Source organism: Sutcliffiella rhizosphaerae (assembly GCF_917563925.1).
Classification (GTDB): Bacteria; Bacillota; Bacilli; order Bacillales; family Bacillaceae_I; genus Sutcliffiella_A; species Sutcliffiella_A rhizosphaerae.
Genome location: NZ_CAKJTJ010000003.1, coordinates 72,883 through 89,259, shown reverse-complemented (window position 1 = coordinate 89,259; position 16,377 = coordinate 72,883). Strand labels below are relative to the sequence as shown.

13 protein-coding genes and 1 riboswitch are annotated in these 16,377 nt (G+C 38.9%); of the genes, 5 read left to right on the top strand and 8 right to left on the bottom strand.

Annotation, left to right across the window (positions count from 1 at the left end):
- Positions 1–60: 60 nt before the first annotated feature.
- The 4 genes from LRP81_RS04065 to LRP81_RS04050 all read right to left on the bottom strand — a co-directional run bounded on the left by LRP81_RS04065 (position 61) and on the right by LRP81_RS04050 (position 3,698).
- Positions 61–891 carry a PRD domain-containing protein gene (locus LRP81_RS04065; RefSeq protein ID WP_230499976.1) on the bottom strand — a complete coding sequence of 277 codons (831 nt, stop codon included), beginning with the start codon at positions 889–891 and terminating at the stop codon, positions 61–63.
- Between the two features lie 91 nt (positions 892–982).
- Complete coding sequence (locus LRP81_RS04060; RefSeq protein ID WP_230499975.1) at positions 983–1,489, bottom strand: PTS sugar transporter subunit IIA; 507 nt, start codon at positions 1,487–1,489, stop codon at positions 983–985.
- Positions 1,490–1,663: 174 nt separating this feature from the next.
- Entirely contained in the window at positions 1,664–2,545 is an 882-nt protein-coding gene (locus LRP81_RS04055; RefSeq protein ID WP_230499974.1) for a carbon-nitrogen hydrolase family protein, read from the bottom strand.
- A gap of 295 nt (positions 2,546–2,840) precedes the next feature.
- Positions 2,841–3,698, bottom strand: a complete 858-nt coding sequence (locus LRP81_RS04050; RefSeq protein WP_230499973.1) for a Cof-type HAD-IIB family hydrolase — start codon at positions 3,696–3,698, stop codon at positions 2,841–2,843.
- 323 nt (positions 3,699–4,021) lie between these two features.
- Between LRP81_RS04050 and LRP81_RS04045 the strand changes: the two genes are divergently transcribed.
- Together LRP81_RS04045 and LRP81_RS04040 are read left to right on the top strand one after the other, a co-directional pair.
- Positions 4,022–5,053 carry an HD-GYP domain-containing protein gene (locus LRP81_RS04045; protein ID WP_230499972.1) on the top strand — a complete coding sequence of 344 codons (1,032 nt, stop codon included), beginning with the start codon at positions 4,022–4,024 and terminating at the stop codon, positions 5,051–5,053.
- Positions 5,054–5,225: 172 nt separating this feature from the next.
- Entirely contained in the window at positions 5,226–6,548 is a 1,323-nt protein-coding gene (locus LRP81_RS04040) for a YjiH family protein (RefSeq protein WP_230499971.1), read from the top strand.
- Between the two features lie 69 nt (positions 6,549–6,617).
- Here LRP81_RS04040 and LRP81_RS04035 read toward each other — a convergent pair whose 3' ends face one another.
- Positions 6,618–7,562, bottom strand: a complete 945-nt coding sequence (locus tag LRP81_RS04035) for an ATP-grasp domain-containing protein (protein ID WP_230499970.1) — start codon at positions 7,560–7,562, stop codon at positions 6,618–6,620.
- 21 nt (positions 7,563–7,583) lie between these two features.
- Positions 7,584–8,633: an LLM class flavin-dependent oxidoreductase gene (locus LRP81_RS04030; RefSeq protein ID WP_230499969.1), complete on the bottom strand. Its 1,050-nt coding sequence runs from the start codon at positions 8,631–8,633 to the stop codon at positions 7,584–7,586.
- 126 nt (positions 8,634–8,759) lie between these two features.
- Positions 8,760–8,862: riboswitch (SAM riboswitch) on the bottom strand.
- 189 nt (positions 8,863–9,051) lie between these two features.
- Between LRP81_RS04030 and LRP81_RS04025 the strand changes: the two genes are divergently transcribed.
- Entirely contained in the window at positions 9,052–9,846 is a 795-nt protein-coding gene (locus LRP81_RS04025; RefSeq protein WP_230499968.1) for an endonuclease/exonuclease/phosphatase family protein, read from the top strand.
- A gap of 72 nt (positions 9,847–9,918) precedes the next feature.
- On the opposite strand, the gene LRP81_RS04020 is transcribed toward LRP81_RS04025, so the two are convergent.
- The gene (locus LRP81_RS04020) at positions 9,919–11,022 is read right to left on the bottom strand and encodes a PRK06851 family protein (protein ID WP_230499967.1); all 1,104 of its coding nucleotides are present in this window, start codon (positions 11,020–11,022) and stop codon (positions 9,919–9,921) included.
- 335 nt (positions 11,023–11,357) lie between these two features.
- Positions 11,358–13,547 (bottom strand): DNA topoisomerase III, encoded by a 2,190-nt coding sequence (locus LRP81_RS04015; protein WP_230499966.1) that lies wholly within the window; start codon positions 13,545–13,547, stop codon positions 11,358–11,360.
- Positions 13,548–13,704: 157 nt separating this feature from the next.
- Between LRP81_RS04015 and LRP81_RS04010 the strand changes: the two genes are divergently transcribed.
- Entirely contained in the window at positions 13,705–15,261 is a 1,557-nt protein-coding gene (locus tag LRP81_RS04010) for an ABC-F family ATP-binding cassette domain-containing protein (protein ID WP_230499965.1), read from the top strand.
- A 137-nt stretch (positions 15,262–15,398) separates the two neighbouring features.
- Complete coding sequence (locus tag LRP81_RS04005; RefSeq protein WP_230499964.1) at positions 15,399–16,346, top strand: 3-oxoacyl-ACP synthase III family protein; 948 nt, start codon at positions 15,399–15,401, stop codon at positions 16,344–16,346.
- The last annotated feature ends 31 nt before the right edge of the window (positions 16,347–16,377 follow it).

Sequence of the window (16,377 nt, the reverse complement as noted above, 5' to 3'; positions counted from 1 at the left end):
ACCAACCAATAAAAAAGACCTAAAAGCGCTTGAAGTAAAGCTCTTTTTAGGTCTTTTTTATTATTGTCTATTTTCCGTAAGGCGTTGAATATGAAGTGTAATATACCCCACTTCCGATATTGGAAAATGAATATGGTACTCTGCTTGTAAAAAATCTGCAATTGTCTGAGCTGTCTTAAAAGATTTCGTAAATTTCTTCTGAAATAGCGTCAACATCTCCGAGTCCATCGAAGGAAACGGTTCTTTTGCTTCTGCTCTTTTGATAGCAAACCTTACGTGCGCTAACAGAAGTTGATAATTGTCGGAGGATTCATCGATCTCCATTGCAAATTCTTTTTCAATAATCTTGATGGCCTCTCGAATAAGGGTTGGCAATTGCATCGTGTTTTGTAAACTGTTCGCACCCATTTTAGCAGTATGGAGGTGGAGGGCAATATGACCAACTTCATCATCTGGAATATCCACTCCCAGCTTTTTTTTAATCAATCGTTTTGCCCACACCCCAATTTCATATTCCGGCTTATAAAGTGCCTTTATTTCATTTAATAGCTTATTATGGATTAGATAGCCTTTTTCCAAGCGTTCAATGGCAAAAGACAAATGATCTGTTAATGAAATATGAATATGATTACTTAGCGGAACTGGCAATTTTCCTTCCGCATAACTGATAATTTCCTCAGCAACATCTATATGCTCGACCGGGAGTGTTGATAGGAGTTCTTGGAATTTGTCATGTTCCTCTTCCATCACAAAAACCTTCTCAATTTTGTTGGAGTCTACCATGTCATTTTTCTTTTTTTGAAAACCAACGCCTAGACCCATCACAATTTTTTCCTGGTCATCTTCTTTCACAACTACCGCGTTATTATTTAATAATTTGCTTATCTTCAATCTAGTCGCTCCCTAATAATTCCGCTCTGATTACCTATCATTATAACCAATATGGGGGGCGATACAAAGTAACAGAAACTCCAAAAAATAATTAGGATTTTATCTTCCAATCAATAAGTGCTGTTTCACCTTTGGTAGTGGCTTTTACTGCATGCTTTGTAACGGTTTCTAAAATATCTCCATTTGTAAGTATGATAGGAGTTACAACGCTTTTTGCTTTCTCTTTTATTAATGCCACATCAAAATGTAATAAAGGTGTACCGACAGACACTTTATCGCCTACATTTACTAACCCCTCAAAACCTTCACCTTTCATTCCTACTGTTTCAAGACCAACATGTATTAGCACCTCTACCCCTGTTTCAGATTTAATCCCAATGGCATGTTTTGTTGGGAAAAATTGAACAATTTCTCCATTTACAGGTGATACAACCGTTCCTTCTGTTGGTTCAATGGCAATACCATCCCCCATCATCCTTTCAGCAAAAACAGGATCTGGAACCTCTTCAAGTGGAACCAGCCTACCTGTAATTGGCGCCACTAATCTTTCTTCGGTTTTTCTTTCATTTTTCCCGAATAATTTTTTAAAAAAAGACATAAAATTACCTCCTGATATTCTGAAATTCCAAACGAATGGAAAACTCAATAGAAAAAGACCTAATACGTATGCTGTTAAGCGTGTATTAGGTCTTGCCTGCTTTACCAGTCACAATCCTATCATGTCATCCATTCTAATTAACACTAAGGTAAGCTAGACTTGGCAGTTTGTCAATTAATAAACTGGTGCTCCTTTTACAAGGTTCTCCCAATCTGGATAAAGGTCAGATCTTCTATCCCTCCAGGTTGTCACCGAGCCACTCTCCCTTACTTTATGCAAAAGAGCGATATCAAGATCACCTGTGATAATCATGTCCGTGTTCAATTCCCCTTCTGCAATGATGCCTCCTGGTGGGAATGGCACGTCATTGGGGGATATGATGGCAGCTTGTCCGAAATTCCCTCTCATGAAGTCTACTGTTGGCAAGGAACCGATTGTGCCAGTAGTGACAACATAGATTTGATTTTCAATCGTCCGTGCGTGGCAGGAATAACGAACTCGGTGAAATCCATGTCTGTCATCTGTGCAGGATGGGCAAAATACAACATCCGCTCCCATTGCCCTTACCATTCTCACGACTTCAGGAAACTCAATATCATAGCATGTTAATAAAGAGATGGGGCCAAAATCGGTATGGAAAATTTGCAGGTCCTCGCCAGGTGTCAGCCCCCACTCATATACCTCAGTTGGGGTTAAGTGCAGCTTTGCCTGAGTGGCTATCCGGCCATCTGGATAAAAAAGATGTGCTGCGTTGTATAGCTTACCGTCATTTTCTACTATATGTGTTCCGCCAATAATGTGCATTCCCGTCTGGGTGGCAATACCACTAAACAATTGCCGATAAGCATCTGTATACTTTGGGAGATCGTGAATCGTCTGCTCTCTTCCTTCTACTGGGAAAGAGATTAATTGGGTCGTTAAAAATTCAGGAAACAGGACAAAATTTGCATCAAACTCAGCAGCTGTTTTTACATAATGGATGACTTGGTTAGCAAATTCCTCAAAGCTAGAAATAGTGTGCAGTGGATATTGCACAGCAGAAGCACGAAACTTCATATGGCGGAACCCCCTTTATCTATAATGAAAAATTGATTTTTTTAATGTTGCAACTAGTCCATTATAAAGGATGGTAAAGGTAGGAACAACGAAAAAACATCTGGGTTATTATGGAATATACAACGCCTTTATAGTTGAATCTCAACATTCATAAGGAAGTTTAAAAAAACCAGGTATCACAAAAGGATGCCTGGTCTCAAACTGTTGACAAACCAACATTTTTAATAGGTTTACATTTAAAGCTAACGATCATTTCAATCTTCTCCTATTACTTGTAAAAACAACAAATTTTACTTTATGCTAAAGCTTCCAAAATGGCTTTTGCTACACCACTATTAATATTTGTTTCTGTTACTAAATGTGCTTTCGCCTTTACTCCATCCGGTGCATTTCCCATTGCCACCGCTCTTCCTACTTTTTCAAACATAGAAACATCATTGTAATTATCACCAATTGCCATCGCAGCTTCCATAGAAATTCCTCTTTCTTTCGTGAAGGTAGTAAGGGCTATTCCTTTTTGTGCATCCTTACTAGTGATTTCTAAGTTGTCTTTTCCAGAAGAGCTTACTGCAATGGTTTCTAGCTTATGCAAATCTGCCCGCGCTGCCTCCAGACGTTCTACTTCTAATGAAAAGGCTAGGATTTTATATTTGGTGATTTCACTGTCTGTCATAATGGATTCAAAGCTGTCTACAAGCTTGACTTTTCCATCTTCCATTCTTTCTTTTGCAGCCTTTAAAACTTGTTCATAATCATTATTCTGATTTACAGACATGAAGATATCCACGATAGTAGCAATGGCTTTATCATAATCATTGGAATATGTACCTTCATGTGAATAAATTTCAAAATAAATCTCATGTTTGTCCAATATGGAAGCAACCTCACTTGCTTGAGAATCATTTAATGGGTTGGTTGAGACTATTTCTCCTTGCAAATTCCTTACTTCAGCACCATTTACGCAAATAATAGGTGTATGGATACCCGCTTCCCCAAGGACGTCCTTCGCTTCCAAATACGATCTTCCTGTTGCAATCACTACTTCCACACCATTTTTTTGGGCAAGTTTAATCGCATCTGCGTTTTCTTTACTCACTACATGATTATTATTTAATAACGTTCCGTCCATATCAATCGCAATGCACTTTACCATGAGAGTCACCTACTTTTCTGATTTATCCTTATCCTAAATAACTTTTCATCGTTTTTCAAATATTATACTAATAAAACAATATCTAAACATTTGAAATAATGGAATTTTTTTCTGTTTTACCCACTCTTCATCCATTATAATAGAGATAACGACGTTAATGAAAATGGGGTCCCTGTTCCCCCCGACAAAGGGAAAGGTGTGGTGGAAATCCCTTATTGACAGTTCGACTTATTGCGTTAATGGGCCTTTACAACGCAGACATGAAACAATGAATAGGCGCATGATACAGTCTGTTTTTAAATAAAGATAGGCGAGGGAAGAGCATGGAAATATCATTTAAACATATAGGAAAAATATTAAAAAACGATATTTACTCTATTTCAGGAAATCTTCTTTTGAAAAAAGGAACCGTTCTGAATAAATATCACATAGAGAGTTTACAAAACCATACTTATTATTTTGACCAGGATTTCTTTTTACCTGAACCTCATCATTTATCGCAGGAATATTTTCAGCATGTAAAGAAGATATATGAAACAAGCATAGAGTCCTTTCAATCTATTTTTGCCAACCTTGAGAATGAGAGTCTTCCTTCTTTAGAAAATATTCATCAGATGCTATCCCCCTTCATCGATAAGCTAGTAGATGATCCTATGTTTATTCGCTACATTGAACAAGTGAAAAGCTATGATAACTATACCTATACTCATAGCCTGAATGTCGGTATTTACGCATCATTGATTGGGAAAATACAAGGGCTTGAGAAGAACAGTATTCGCCTGTTAAGTCAGATGGGTCTGTTTCATGATGTCGGTAAGCTGCTTATAGATAGGAATATCATTCAAAAGCCTGGCCGATTAACAGAAAAAGAGTGGTTAGAGATTCAAAAGCATACAACCTACGGCTATGAACTTTTAAGAAAAAACAAATCGATAGATCCCCATATTTTACAAGGCGCTTTGTTGCATCATGAACGATTAGACGGTAGCGGCTATCCTACTGGAATTAAGCATGCAAAAATACCATATTTTGTCCAGATTTTATCCGTTGCAGATATGTATGACGCCTTATCTTCAGAGAGAAGTTATCGTTCAAAGCAAAATCTATTTGTTACAACGAAAATTCTTATTCAGGAAGCCAAATTTAATAGATTGAACCCTGCAATTGTATACCCATTTGTTCAGTATGTGCTTTCCAACCACCTGAGGGAAGAAGTGATTTTAAATAACGGGCAGCATGCTGAAATAATATTCATTCATGCTGATGAACCACATTTGCCAATTATTAAAGTAGATGATCATTTCATTGATTTAAAAAGACATAAGGATTTAGAAATACTTGATTTTGCTAATTAACAAAGTTTACACCGATAATTATTAGGGTATAGATGTGGGGAATTCGTGCAATTCCAGTAACTACCTTTGAAAAAATCTCAAAATGTATTAAAATAACTACCATTGTATATTTACGCACAAGGAGATTATTACATTGAAACCCACCACATCTTATTCTTATAGAACGATCGACATGTTTAAGTTCATTATCCCTTCCTTAATTGGGATTTTATTATTTATGACCCCAGTAAAATTTAATGATGAGATAACGATTCCGATTGCTATCTTATCCAATCTACTTGGGGATTTTCTTGGTGACAGTATTCCCTTTATCATGACAATAATAATTGCTATAACAGCACTCGCAACTGTCATGACAAAGATAATCAAACCTGCTTTTACACAAGGTGAAAATTTTCTTAATACCCTATTAAATGTTTCTCTTTTTTGGACAATTGTCAGAATCATTGCGGTAATTTTAGCAACCATGACTCTATTTCAATTCGGACCAGAAGTAATTTGGGGAGAAACTACAGGTAGTGTCATCCTTTTTGAATTACTTCCCGTCCTATTAACCATTTTCTTGTTCGCAGGATTATTTTTGCCCTTGCTTTTAAACTTTGGATTATTGGAATTATGCGGTGCTTTGCTAACGAAGGTGATGCGCCCATTATTTAAGCTTCCAGGCCGTTCATCCATTGATGCACTAGCTTCCTGGCTTGGAGATGGGACCATAGGGGTACTTTTATCAAGTAAGCAATATGAGGATGGCTTTTATACAAAGCGGGAAACTGCGGTAGTTGCTACCACTTTTTCCATTGTATCCATCACTTTCTGTTTAGTCGTTATTTCACATGTTGGGCTAGGTAACATGTTTATTCCTTTCTATTTAACTATTACGGTTGCTGGTTTTGTTGCAGCCATTATTATGCCGAGAATTCCGCCTTTATCCAGAAAAGCGGATACGTATTATAACGATGCAGAAAATCCCGAGCAAGAGCTTATCCCTAGTGGATATTCTCCACTATCTTGGGGGTATCGTTTAGCATTAAAGCGTGCTTCAGGAAATAAAAGTGCAAGAAAGTTTTTCGGTGAAGGTGGACGCAACGTACTAGATATGTGGATGGGAGTAGCCCCGATAGTCATGACGTTCGGGACGATTGCGTTGATATTAGCGGAAAAAACAGAGCTATTTGTATATCTCGGGATGCCTTTCATCCCACTACTGGAACTTCTGCAAATTCCTTTCGCTAAGGAAGCCTCAGCAGCCATCATTGTCGGCTTTGCTGATATGTTTCTACCCGCTCTACTTGCAAGCGAGATTCCTAGTGAACTCACTCGTTTTGTCATTGCAGCGGTTTCCGTTACCCAGCTCGTTTACCTATCAGAGGTTGGTGGCGTTATTTTAGGCTCCAAAGTGCCTGTGTCTCTTTGGGAAATGTTTATTATTTATATTTTACGTACGTTGATCACTTTGCCAGTTATTGCATTGATCGCACATGTGTTTATTTTTTAGGCTCTTTTAGTGGAGGCCCGAAAACTAATAAAGTTTTCGGGCCTCCACTAAATTATATAAATTTCCTCGTTAATTCTCTTTCACCTTATCTAATTCCTCACCCAAAAGCTTCGCCAACTCTAGCATGCCAAACTTTCCTTCTACTTTTTCTGCATCTGCATTGTAATTGGTGTTAGTATTCACATCATACGTGAAAATTTCTCCATTTTTGTTTCGAATGAATTCAATTCCTGCTACTTTAATATTGTTTTGGTATAAAAATTGTTCATATTTTTCTATTATAGATTCTTGAAAATCTTTAATGATTTGGAACTTCGGTTTTTCTTCCACTTCTTCCCCTACCGGACAGAATAAATCGCCAATTTGGCAGGCATCTGCTGGGCAAAGCTCAAAGCCTTCTGACGTATTTACCTGTACTGCGTAGACAAATTTACCACCTATGAATTCACAGCGAGTTATATAAGGCTCTGGTGCTTCGATGTATTCTTGAATTAAGGTTATGCCATCGACTGGTACTTCAAAATCAGGTCCAAATAAGTAACGTTCCAGGGAGGCTACGGAATGAAACAATTGAACTCCCAGTCCTTTTCCGGCACGGTTATGCTTCGTAATAAAGGATTTTGTGCCAATTTTTTTCGCAGCTTCTAGAATTTTCTCTTTTCCTACCGCTGCAATTGTTCGTGGAGTTTTGACACCAGCTTGTTCTAAAGCTGTATACTGGTTCACCTTGCTTAGCTCCAACTGAAGTGCACGACTTCCATTCCACACTTTTCTGTCATGATGTTCAAGCCAAGCTAATACAGCGCCAGTCAATTCTGGAGCAAAGCGGTGATCTCTCGTATGGGAAGAAGCACTCATACGGTTATAGAAAATCCCTTCAGGTGGTGCTTCAGTCAACGGAACAACCCCTTCGTCAAGGTGCCATTCTTCGTATGGAAGACCAAGCTCTTCCAATCTATTAGTTAAATGAATAGTCCATTCCTTATTTTCGTGTAAAATATATATTTTTTTCATTCTGTTCGCCTCCGTTAGTGTTTATGCTTTAGTTAGCTCTTGATTGGGTTTTACAAGAGGCATCACTTGTTTCGCAAATCGCTCCATTTCCTCCAGTTGTGGGGAAAATTGAAGCAGTAGTAAATCTAATCCCACTTCTTCGTATTCCTTGATTTTAGTAGCAATTTGTTCAGGCGTTCCGATTAAATTAGGACGCAATCCTCTATTGGATACTGAATAGTCCTGAAGCTGGATTTGTTGTTCCAATTGAGATTTACTTGTGAAATCCTTGAAGCCTGAATATGCTGCTGACTCCTTCACATTGGTAATTCTCGCAAGCTCTTGTTGAACCTCTTCCTCCGTATCGCGGCAAATAACATATGCCGCCATCCCAAACGATTGGAATGGTGCTTGTGATGCATTTTCTCTTCTTTCTTTCATATCTTCAATCTTAGCCCGTACCTCTTCCACTGTTCCTCCGTGCATTACATACGCATCACAGTGTGAAGTAATCACTTCTTTTCCTTTTGGACTTTCCCCGCCAGCATAAAGAATTGGATTTGGTCGCTGTACTGGCTTTGGAAAAAGCTTCGTATCCTTCAGCTGATAATACTTGCCATCATAGCTGAAAGAATCTTCCGTCCATAACCCTTTTAGCACATCAATAAATTCCTTCGTACGATCATAACGCTCATCATGTTCAGTGAAAATACCACCGTATTGGCGCGCCTCTTCTTCCCACCATGCAGAGACGACATTCAGTGTGAGACGGCCATTGCTGATGTGATCTATATTCGCAGTCGCCTTTGCCGTGATAGCCGGATTATGAAAGCCTGGTCGAATAGCCGTCATGATTTCTATTTTTTCTGTCACAGCAGCTAGCGCTGCAGCAGTAGACCAAGCTTCAAGCGTATCTTCTTGTGGACCCTTAATATCATTTAAAAATAATTCAGCAATCAATGTCGTATCATATCCTAGTTGCTCCGCCTGCAAAATTACTTTTTTTGCATAATCAAACGTTGGAGGCATTTGCTCGTCCTCCACATTTCTTAACCATCCGCCAAAAATCGGCAACCAAAACCCAAACTTCATTCCGCATCTTCCCTTCAACCATAATAATGAGAAAGTGGTAGACATACTAATTCTGAAATCTATTTTTTTTAAAAACAAAAAAACTTCTCCGATAAGAAGAAGTTTGAGTATTAGCCTCGTTGCATCCACTTATCTCTCAAGAACAATTGCCTTGCTGGAATTAGCACCTACACAAATGTGTGGTTGCCGGGTTTCATAGGGCCAGTCCCTCCACCTCTCTCGATAAGAAATCTTACTATTCAATTATTATTATTATTATACATTAACCCTATCATGAAACTTGGATTTAGACAAGTCTTTCGAGCAACTAAATAATAACGAAAAATCTCTAGTTTTTGCAAATAGATACTCTGAGGTTACTTCGTGTTACAGTATATAGTATAGAAAGATATAAGATTTATTAGGAGCGTAATTCATAGTGAAACTACTAACCTTAAATTGTCATTCTTGGCATGAAGAAAACCAAATGGAAAAAATACGGAATATTGCATTGGCCATAAAGGAACAGGCTTATGATGTCATAGCACTTCAAGAAGTCAATCAAAGTCAAGATGCAGAAAAAGTGAAAGGAAATATTAAGGTCAATAACTACGGATTGGTCCTTCAGCATGAGTTAGAAAATATCGGAGTTTCCAATTATGAGCTAGTTTGGGATTTTTCCCATATGTGCAGATCAACATTTGAAGAGGGATTGGCCATCTTAACGAAACATCCAATAAAAGACACTCATTCTTTCTTTGTTTCGAAAAGTAAAGATACGAACTTCTGGAAGACACGTAAAATCGTTGGCGTAACGATTGAGGTGGATGGGCATGAATCATCGTATTATAGCTGTCATCTTGGATGGTGGAGCGATGAAGAAGAACCAGCTAAATACCAAATGGACCAATTACTGCAGGAAGTTAAAGGAACAAAACCATTCTTTCTTATGGGTGACTTTAATAACAGTGCACATATAAAAGAAGAAGGCTACTCCTATCTCACCGTGGAAAACGTGATGCATGACACCTATCTTTTAGCTCAGGAAAAGGATAATGGGATTACCGTTAGAGGGAAAATCGCTGGCTGGCATGATAATAAACAAGACTTGCGGATTGACTTAATACTAGCAAGTAATCCTGTAGATGTCGCCTCCTCTCATGTTATTTTTAACGGGGATAATAGAGAGGTTGTTTCTGACCATTTTGGAGTAGAAGTTACTGTAAAAGTTTAAGATGATTTTCGACAAATTTCCAGGGAAATTGTAAAAGAGAAGGGACAGCACACTACTTGCTGCCCCCACTCTTTATAATTTTTTATTTTCAGCAATCGCTTGTAATTCGGCCTTTATTTTTTCTGTCCAGGCATCTACAATACTATAATCCATCGCCTTCACATATATTTTTTCAAGCTTTCCATGCCAACTCTTTGCCTCAGCAAGCTTTCCGATAGCTGATTGCATAGCTTCTGTATAGCGGTCCTTTACTATCCCAATTTCATGTTCATATCTTTCGTCCGTGCCACCTCGAATCGTACTATTATACATATCCACAATGGAATCTCCCTCCCGTTCAGGGAAATATTCATGTGGGGCGGTACTATCAAAAATCGCAAACCCTAATTCCCTGCTAATGATCATGTCTAGGCTATATGGATCAAAGCCACAGTGATATACTTCCACATCAAAGCCCTTTTCTTCCGCAGCTTTAGCTAGTTTTTTTAACATGGTGGATTTCCCTGAACCTGGTCGACCTTTAATAAAGTAGCGGTGCGTCAGCCCCTCTGTTAAATTTGGGACAAAATCCTTTGCTCCAGCAGGGGTAGCTGCACCGAGAAATCGATGCCTTACATCCGCTTTTTTATCTAAAGTGTTTCCTTGGAAAATCTTATCTGCTAGTTCGTCCGTCAGTTTGTTTGCTGCGGAAAAATTCATATTATGAATATAGTATCTTTCCCAATCATCATGTATTTTCAACGCTCTTGCAAAGGTTTGGTATGCCGCTTGGTAAGCTTCTTTTTTCTTAGCTGCCAAGTCAATGATTTCTGCTTTTTGCTCTCTAAGTAATACGGGGTTCCACGCTTCCCCTAAATTCACTATTTCCTCTACTGCACCAGGTGCTTTCGGTTCTATTACATGAGGTACTGTTCCATCAACAATACCAACACCAAGTTCTCTAATTATTACGCCGTCGACTGATTCTATATCTGATGAGCAATGAAGCATTTCGATGTCTAATCCTTTTTCATTCCATACTTTAGCAACTTTCTTTATGAGAGAAGACTTTCCTGTACCAGGGCCACCTTTTAAAATAAATATTCGATCCAAGCCCTCTATGTTTGACTCATACAAACTGTAAAATCCACGTGCCGTATTTCCACCCGCATAATAGTTAAGAATTTTCCCAACCAAATAAAACACCCCTTCAGTGGTAGGCTCTCTTCTAATGACGTTTCCTAGTATCCTATGCAAAAGATCTGAAATGGGTGAATGCCTATTAGAAAAGAGAAAGGCATTAGAGCCCCTCTAATTCACCTACCGAAGGAAAAATCAGCATAAACTGGCAAATACTTCACACAAACTTAACTTTTTTTTAACCAGTATGCCTTATATATGTGGTCATATATGAAAAACACCACCAATTTTATCGCCATTTCACAAGTCAGAAGCATGGATTTGCCAATCATCAGAAACACGAAAGGAGTCCAGAATGTACTATTCCGAACTCCTTTCGTATACTAATTATTTTATTTTAACTTCAACTTTGCCAATGCATCAGCAAGCGCTGTGTTCACCGGTTCATCTTTTTGTTGTTTTTTCATGTATTGATTGACGTCACGCTTGGTTGCCTTTTGGTTGGCATTTTTCTTGCGGCGATCCTGGAATGTGCTAAGCTTTTCACGGTGCCCGCACACACATGCGAATATTTGTCCTTCTCCTTCGCCACGAAGCTCCAGCTTTTTACGGCACTGTGGACATCTTGCATTGGTTACTTTGGAAACATTTTTGCGATGGCCGCATTCCCTATCCTGACAGACTAGCATCTTTCCTTTTTTACCGTTTACTTCTAGCATCGGCTTATTGCAGTCTGGACATCTTTTACCTGTTAGATTGTCATGCTTAAACTTTTGTTCGGTGTTTTTTATTTCATGAACAACTTTTTTTGCGTAAGCTTTCATTTCATTGATAAAGTCAGTTTTTTGCAGTTTACCTTTTGCAATTAATCCTAGCTTTTGCTCCCACTCTGCTGTCAAGGCAGGGGAACGCAACTCTTCTGGTGCCAGGCTTAACAATTGGCGGCCTTTGGAGGTTGTGTGCAGACCTTTCCCACGCTTTTCCATGAGGAAGCTATTGAATAACTTTTCAATGATATCTGCTCGTGTTGCCACAGTCCCAATTCCTCCTGTTTCCCCGAGCGTTTTTACTAGGTTATGGTCTTTCGTTTCCATAAATTTGGCAGGATTCTCCATAGCAGAAAGTAATGTTCCCTCATTAAATGGCTCTGGAGGCTTTGTTTTCCCTGATGTAAGCTCTACCTTTTTTATAGAAAGAGCATCGCCCTTTGACAAGGTTGGCAAAAGCTGATCTGCATAGCCGTCCCCACCGTCTTCTTGCTCCTCCAATGAACCAAATACCTCTTTCCATCCTTGTGAAATAACCGTTTTACCCTTCGCAACAAATTGTTCATTTCCGAGAGCTGCTGTAACGGTAGTCTGCTCGTAACGGAATGGTGGTAATAGGACCGCTAAGAATCTCTTAACGATTAAATCAAAAATCTTATATTCTTTATCAGATAGTTTACTTAGTAGAATCGTTTCTTCTGTCGGAATAATAGCATGGTGGTCTGTTACCTTTTCGTTATTCACAAAAGATTTATTAGCTTTGATTGGTGCTGTGAGCAACTTAGATGCAATCGTTTTATAGGAATGTGCACGAATTGCTTCCACTCTTTCCTTCAAGGTATCCACCATATCTGTTGATAGGTATCGGGAATCTGTTCTAGGGTATGTGACTATTTTGTATTGTTCATAAAGTCTTTGAAGAATAGAAAGTGTTTCCTTTGCTGAGTAACCGAATATTCTATTGGCATCCCGTTGCAGTTCTGTTAGATCATACAAGGATGGCGCATAAGATTTTTTCTCTGATTTTTGAATATCAGTAATGCTGGCATTTTCGTTCTTCAGTCGATTAAACAAGCTTTCCATTGTCTTATGATCAAAGCTTCTACGCTCTTTCGTCTTTGCATCCTGCCAGATTAACTGGAATCCATTTTCGGTATATGCTTTCAATCCATAAAACTCTTTTGGTACAAAGTTTCTAATCTCCTCTTCACGCTTAGCAATCATGGCAAGCGTCGGGGTTTGAACACGACCGCATGATAATTGGGCGTTATGTTTTGTAGTCAGAGCACGTGTGGCATTCATTCCTACCACCCAGTCTGCTTCCGCCCGTGCTACCGCAGAATGATAGAGGTTCACATATTCTTTGCCATCACGTAAGCGGGCAAATCCTTCATTGATTGCCTTGTCTGTTACAGAGGAAATCCAAAGGCGCTTTATCGGCTTTTGGACCCGTGCTTTCTCCAATATCCACCGTGCAACCAATTCTCCTTCACGACCTGCATCTGTAGCAATGACAATTTCCTTTACATCTTTTCTAGTTAGCTGAGCTTTGACTGCATTATACTGCTTTCCTGTCTGCTTAATAACTACTAATTTTGACTCATTTGGTAACATTGGCAGATCTTCCAATTTCCAAGTTTTAAACTTTACATCATAAGCTTCAGGGTCAGCTAATGTCACAAGGTGACCTAAAGCCCACGTTACAATGTATCTATCACCTTCAAGGAATCCGTTCCCTTTTTTATGGCATTTTAATACTCTCGCTATATCTCTTCCTACAGATGGTTTTTCTGCAAGTACTACTATTTTAGACATACTAACAACCCTTTCAATCATTCTTTTCTAATCTTTACACATTGTGTTGCCTTAGTCAAAAAGAGGAAGGAACTTCTTCAATTTCACACATAGCCATTCTTAACAAATTTTAGTATGATGGGAGATAGATATTTTTTAGGATAGGATGGAAAAGAAAATGAGTTTATTATCAATAGATGGTTTAAGTCATAGCTTTGGAGATCGTACATTATTTAAAGATGTTTCCTTTCGATTATTAGCAGGGGAACACGTCGGCCTTGTTGGGGCAAATGGAGTTGGTAAGTCTACCTTGATGAATATTGTTACAGGGGAAATTGTTTACGATACTGGACGAGTAGAGTGGACTCCTGGTGTTCACTATGGATACCTTGATCAGCATACTGTTCTAACGCCAGGGAAAACTATTCGTGATGTTCTTCGCGATGCATTCCTGCCGTTATATGAAAAAGAAAAAGAATTAAATGCCATTACCGATAAAATGGGCACCGCAACACCAGAGGAATTGGAAGAGCTCTTAGAGCAAATGGGGGAAATACAAGACCATTTAGATGCTGGCGGTTTCTACAATTTAGATATAAAGGTGGAAGAAACTGCACGAGGTCTAGGTCTAGATGCAATCGGACTTGATCGTGATGTATCAGCCTTAAGTGGGGGGCAGCGTACGAAAGTACTTTTGGCTAAGCTGCTGTTGGAACAGCCACAAGTACTACTACTAGATGAGCCTACAAACTACTTGGATGTGGAGCATATTCGCTGGTTAAGCTCTTACTTGAAGGAATATCCGCACGCATTTCTACTAATTTCTCATGATACCGAGTTTATGAATGGTGTTGTAGATGTTATTTTCCATTTAGAGTTTTCCAAGTTAACACGTTACACTGCATCCTATGAGAAGTTTCTAGAGCTTGCGGAATTAAATAAAAATCAGCATATTAATGCCTATGAGAAGCAAAAAGAGTTTATTAAGAAACAGGAAGACTTTATAGCAAAAAACAAAGCACGTTATTCTACTACAGGGCGAGCGAAAAGTCGTCAAAAGCAGCTCGATCGGATGGAGCGAATTGATCGTCCAGAAACTGCTGCGAAGCCTACGTTTGAATTTAAAGAGTCAAGAGCTAGCAGCCGTTATGTGGCAGAGGCAAAAGACCTTGAGATTGGTTATTCAAATCCACTTCTACCAAAACTCACGATGGAAATCGAGCGTGGAGATAAAATTGCCATTGTTGGTTGTAACGGTGTCGGAAAATCTACTTTACTTAAAACCATTTTAGGTAAAATTGATCCACTTGGAGGATCTGTTATTCGTGGAGATTTCCTCTTCCCTTCTTACTTTGAACAAGAGGTAAAAGCAAAAGACATAACACCTATTGACGATGTATGGAATGAGTTTCCTTCACTTGATCAGCATCAAGTCCGTGCAATATTAGCACGTTGCGGCTTGAAAAACGAGCACATTTCTCGTCCATTAAGTCAGCTAAGCGGTGGAGAGCAAGCAAAAGTCCGCTTGTGTAAATTAATGATGCATGAAAGCAACTGGCTACTATTTGATGAGCCAACCAATCACCTTGATGTAGTAGCAAAGGAAGAACTGAAACGTGCCATAAAAGCCTATAAGGGTACCATTCTACTTGTCTGTCATGAACCTAGCTTCTATGAGGAGTGGGTGACAAAGGTTTGGAATGTAGAAGAATGGGCGGAGAAAAAAGAGTTATAATCTATGAAAGCAGGAGTCAGGGTTCACCCCTACTCCTGCTTTTTTATTGCAAATGTCCAAATTTTCTACTTTTTCACACAAATACCTCGCCATAATGTTACAATATATTGTAAAAAAAGATATTTATAGGAGGTTGAGTGAAGTTGGATTATAATGCTGGAATCCTAGGACTTGGAGTTAATTTACCTGAGCAGATTATTAGTAATGAGGAGATTGCCAACAGGTTTAATATTACGGAAGAAGAGATTTTTAGAAAAACTGGAGTTTTAGAAAGACGTTACGAAAAGCCAGAAACGTCTCTTGCAGACATGTGTGTAATTGCGGGAGAACGGGCAATCAAAGACGCAGGTTTGGATGGAGACGAGATTGATATGGTCATTATTGGGACTAACACTCATGATACCCATATAACTGCTGCGCTTGTTCAAGATCGTATCGGTGCCACGAAATGTGCAGGGCTTGATTTACATTCAGGTTGCTCAAGCTTCATTACGGCTCTAGCTACTGGAGCTCAATTTGTTCAAACCGGACTTTATCAACATGTCCTCGTAATAGCAGTAGATAAATGTTCTTCCCTCCTAAATCCGATGGATAAAAAAACCGCCCTTCTGTTTGCTGACGGTGCAGCAGCCGTTGTCGTAGGAAAAGTCCCTAAACCAAAAGGTATATTAGGCATACAGATGCAAATGGATGGAAGTGGTGGTAAATATCTTCATTTGGATGAAAATAAAAACATTAAAATGGATGGAAGGGCCGTTTTCGAATTTGCAACTGAAAAATTTCCACAGGCCGTATTAGACATACTCAAAGAAACACATCTTCGCCTATCAGATATTGACTTTATTATCCCACACCAATCCAACCTTAGAATTATAGAAGAAAGTGCCAAAAGATTGGACTTTCCATTAGAAAAAATACATACGAAAACCATTCAGTATTACGGAAATTCCTCAGCCCCTACCATTCCAATTGGCCTTTTTGAAGAAGTAAAGTCAGGAAACATCAAAGATGGCGATACATTACTATTTATCGGTTACGGAGCTGGTTTAGGCTGGGGTGCTATTGCTATTAGATGGGGGAAATAAGTTTTAAACTCCACCCATAAATTTTAGTAAA

What these genes read in the sequence shown, in the direction of transcription:
- LRP81_RS04060 (WP_230499975.1), bottom strand. Translation starts at nt 1,489, where the DNA reads ATGTCTTTTTTTAAAAAATTATTCGGGAAAAATGAAAGAAAAACCGAA.
- LRP81_RS04055 (WP_230499974.1), bottom strand. Translation starts at nt 2,545, where the DNA reads ATGAAGTTTCGTGCTTCTGCTGTGCAATATCCACTGCACACTATTTCT.
- LRP81_RS04050 (WP_230499973.1), bottom strand. Translation starts at nt 3,698, where the DNA reads ATGGTAAAGTGCATTGCGATTGATATGGACGGAACGTTATTAAATAAT.
- LRP81_RS04045 (WP_230499972.1), top strand. Translation starts at nt 4,022, where the DNA reads ATGGAAATATCATTTAAACATATAGGAAAAATATTAAAAAACGATATT.
- LRP81_RS04040 (WP_230499971.1), top strand. Translation starts at nt 5,226, where the DNA reads ATGTTTAAGTTCATTATCCCTTCCTTAATTGGGATTTTATTATTTATG.
- LRP81_RS04035 (WP_230499970.1), bottom strand. Translation starts at nt 7,562, where the DNA reads ATGAAAAAAATATATATTTTACACGAAAATAAGGAATGGACTATTCAT.
- LRP81_RS04030 (WP_230499969.1), bottom strand. Translation starts at nt 8,633, where the DNA reads ATGAAGTTTGGGTTTTGGTTGCCGATTTTTGGCGGATGGTTAAGAAAT.
- LRP81_RS04015 (WP_230499966.1), bottom strand. Translation starts at nt 13,547, where the DNA reads ATGTCTAAAATAGTAGTACTTGCAGAAAAACCATCTGTAGGAAGAGAT.
- LRP81_RS04010 (WP_230499965.1), top strand. Translation starts at nt 13,705, where the DNA reads ATGAGTTTATTATCAATAGATGGTTTAAGTCATAGCTTTGGAGATCGT.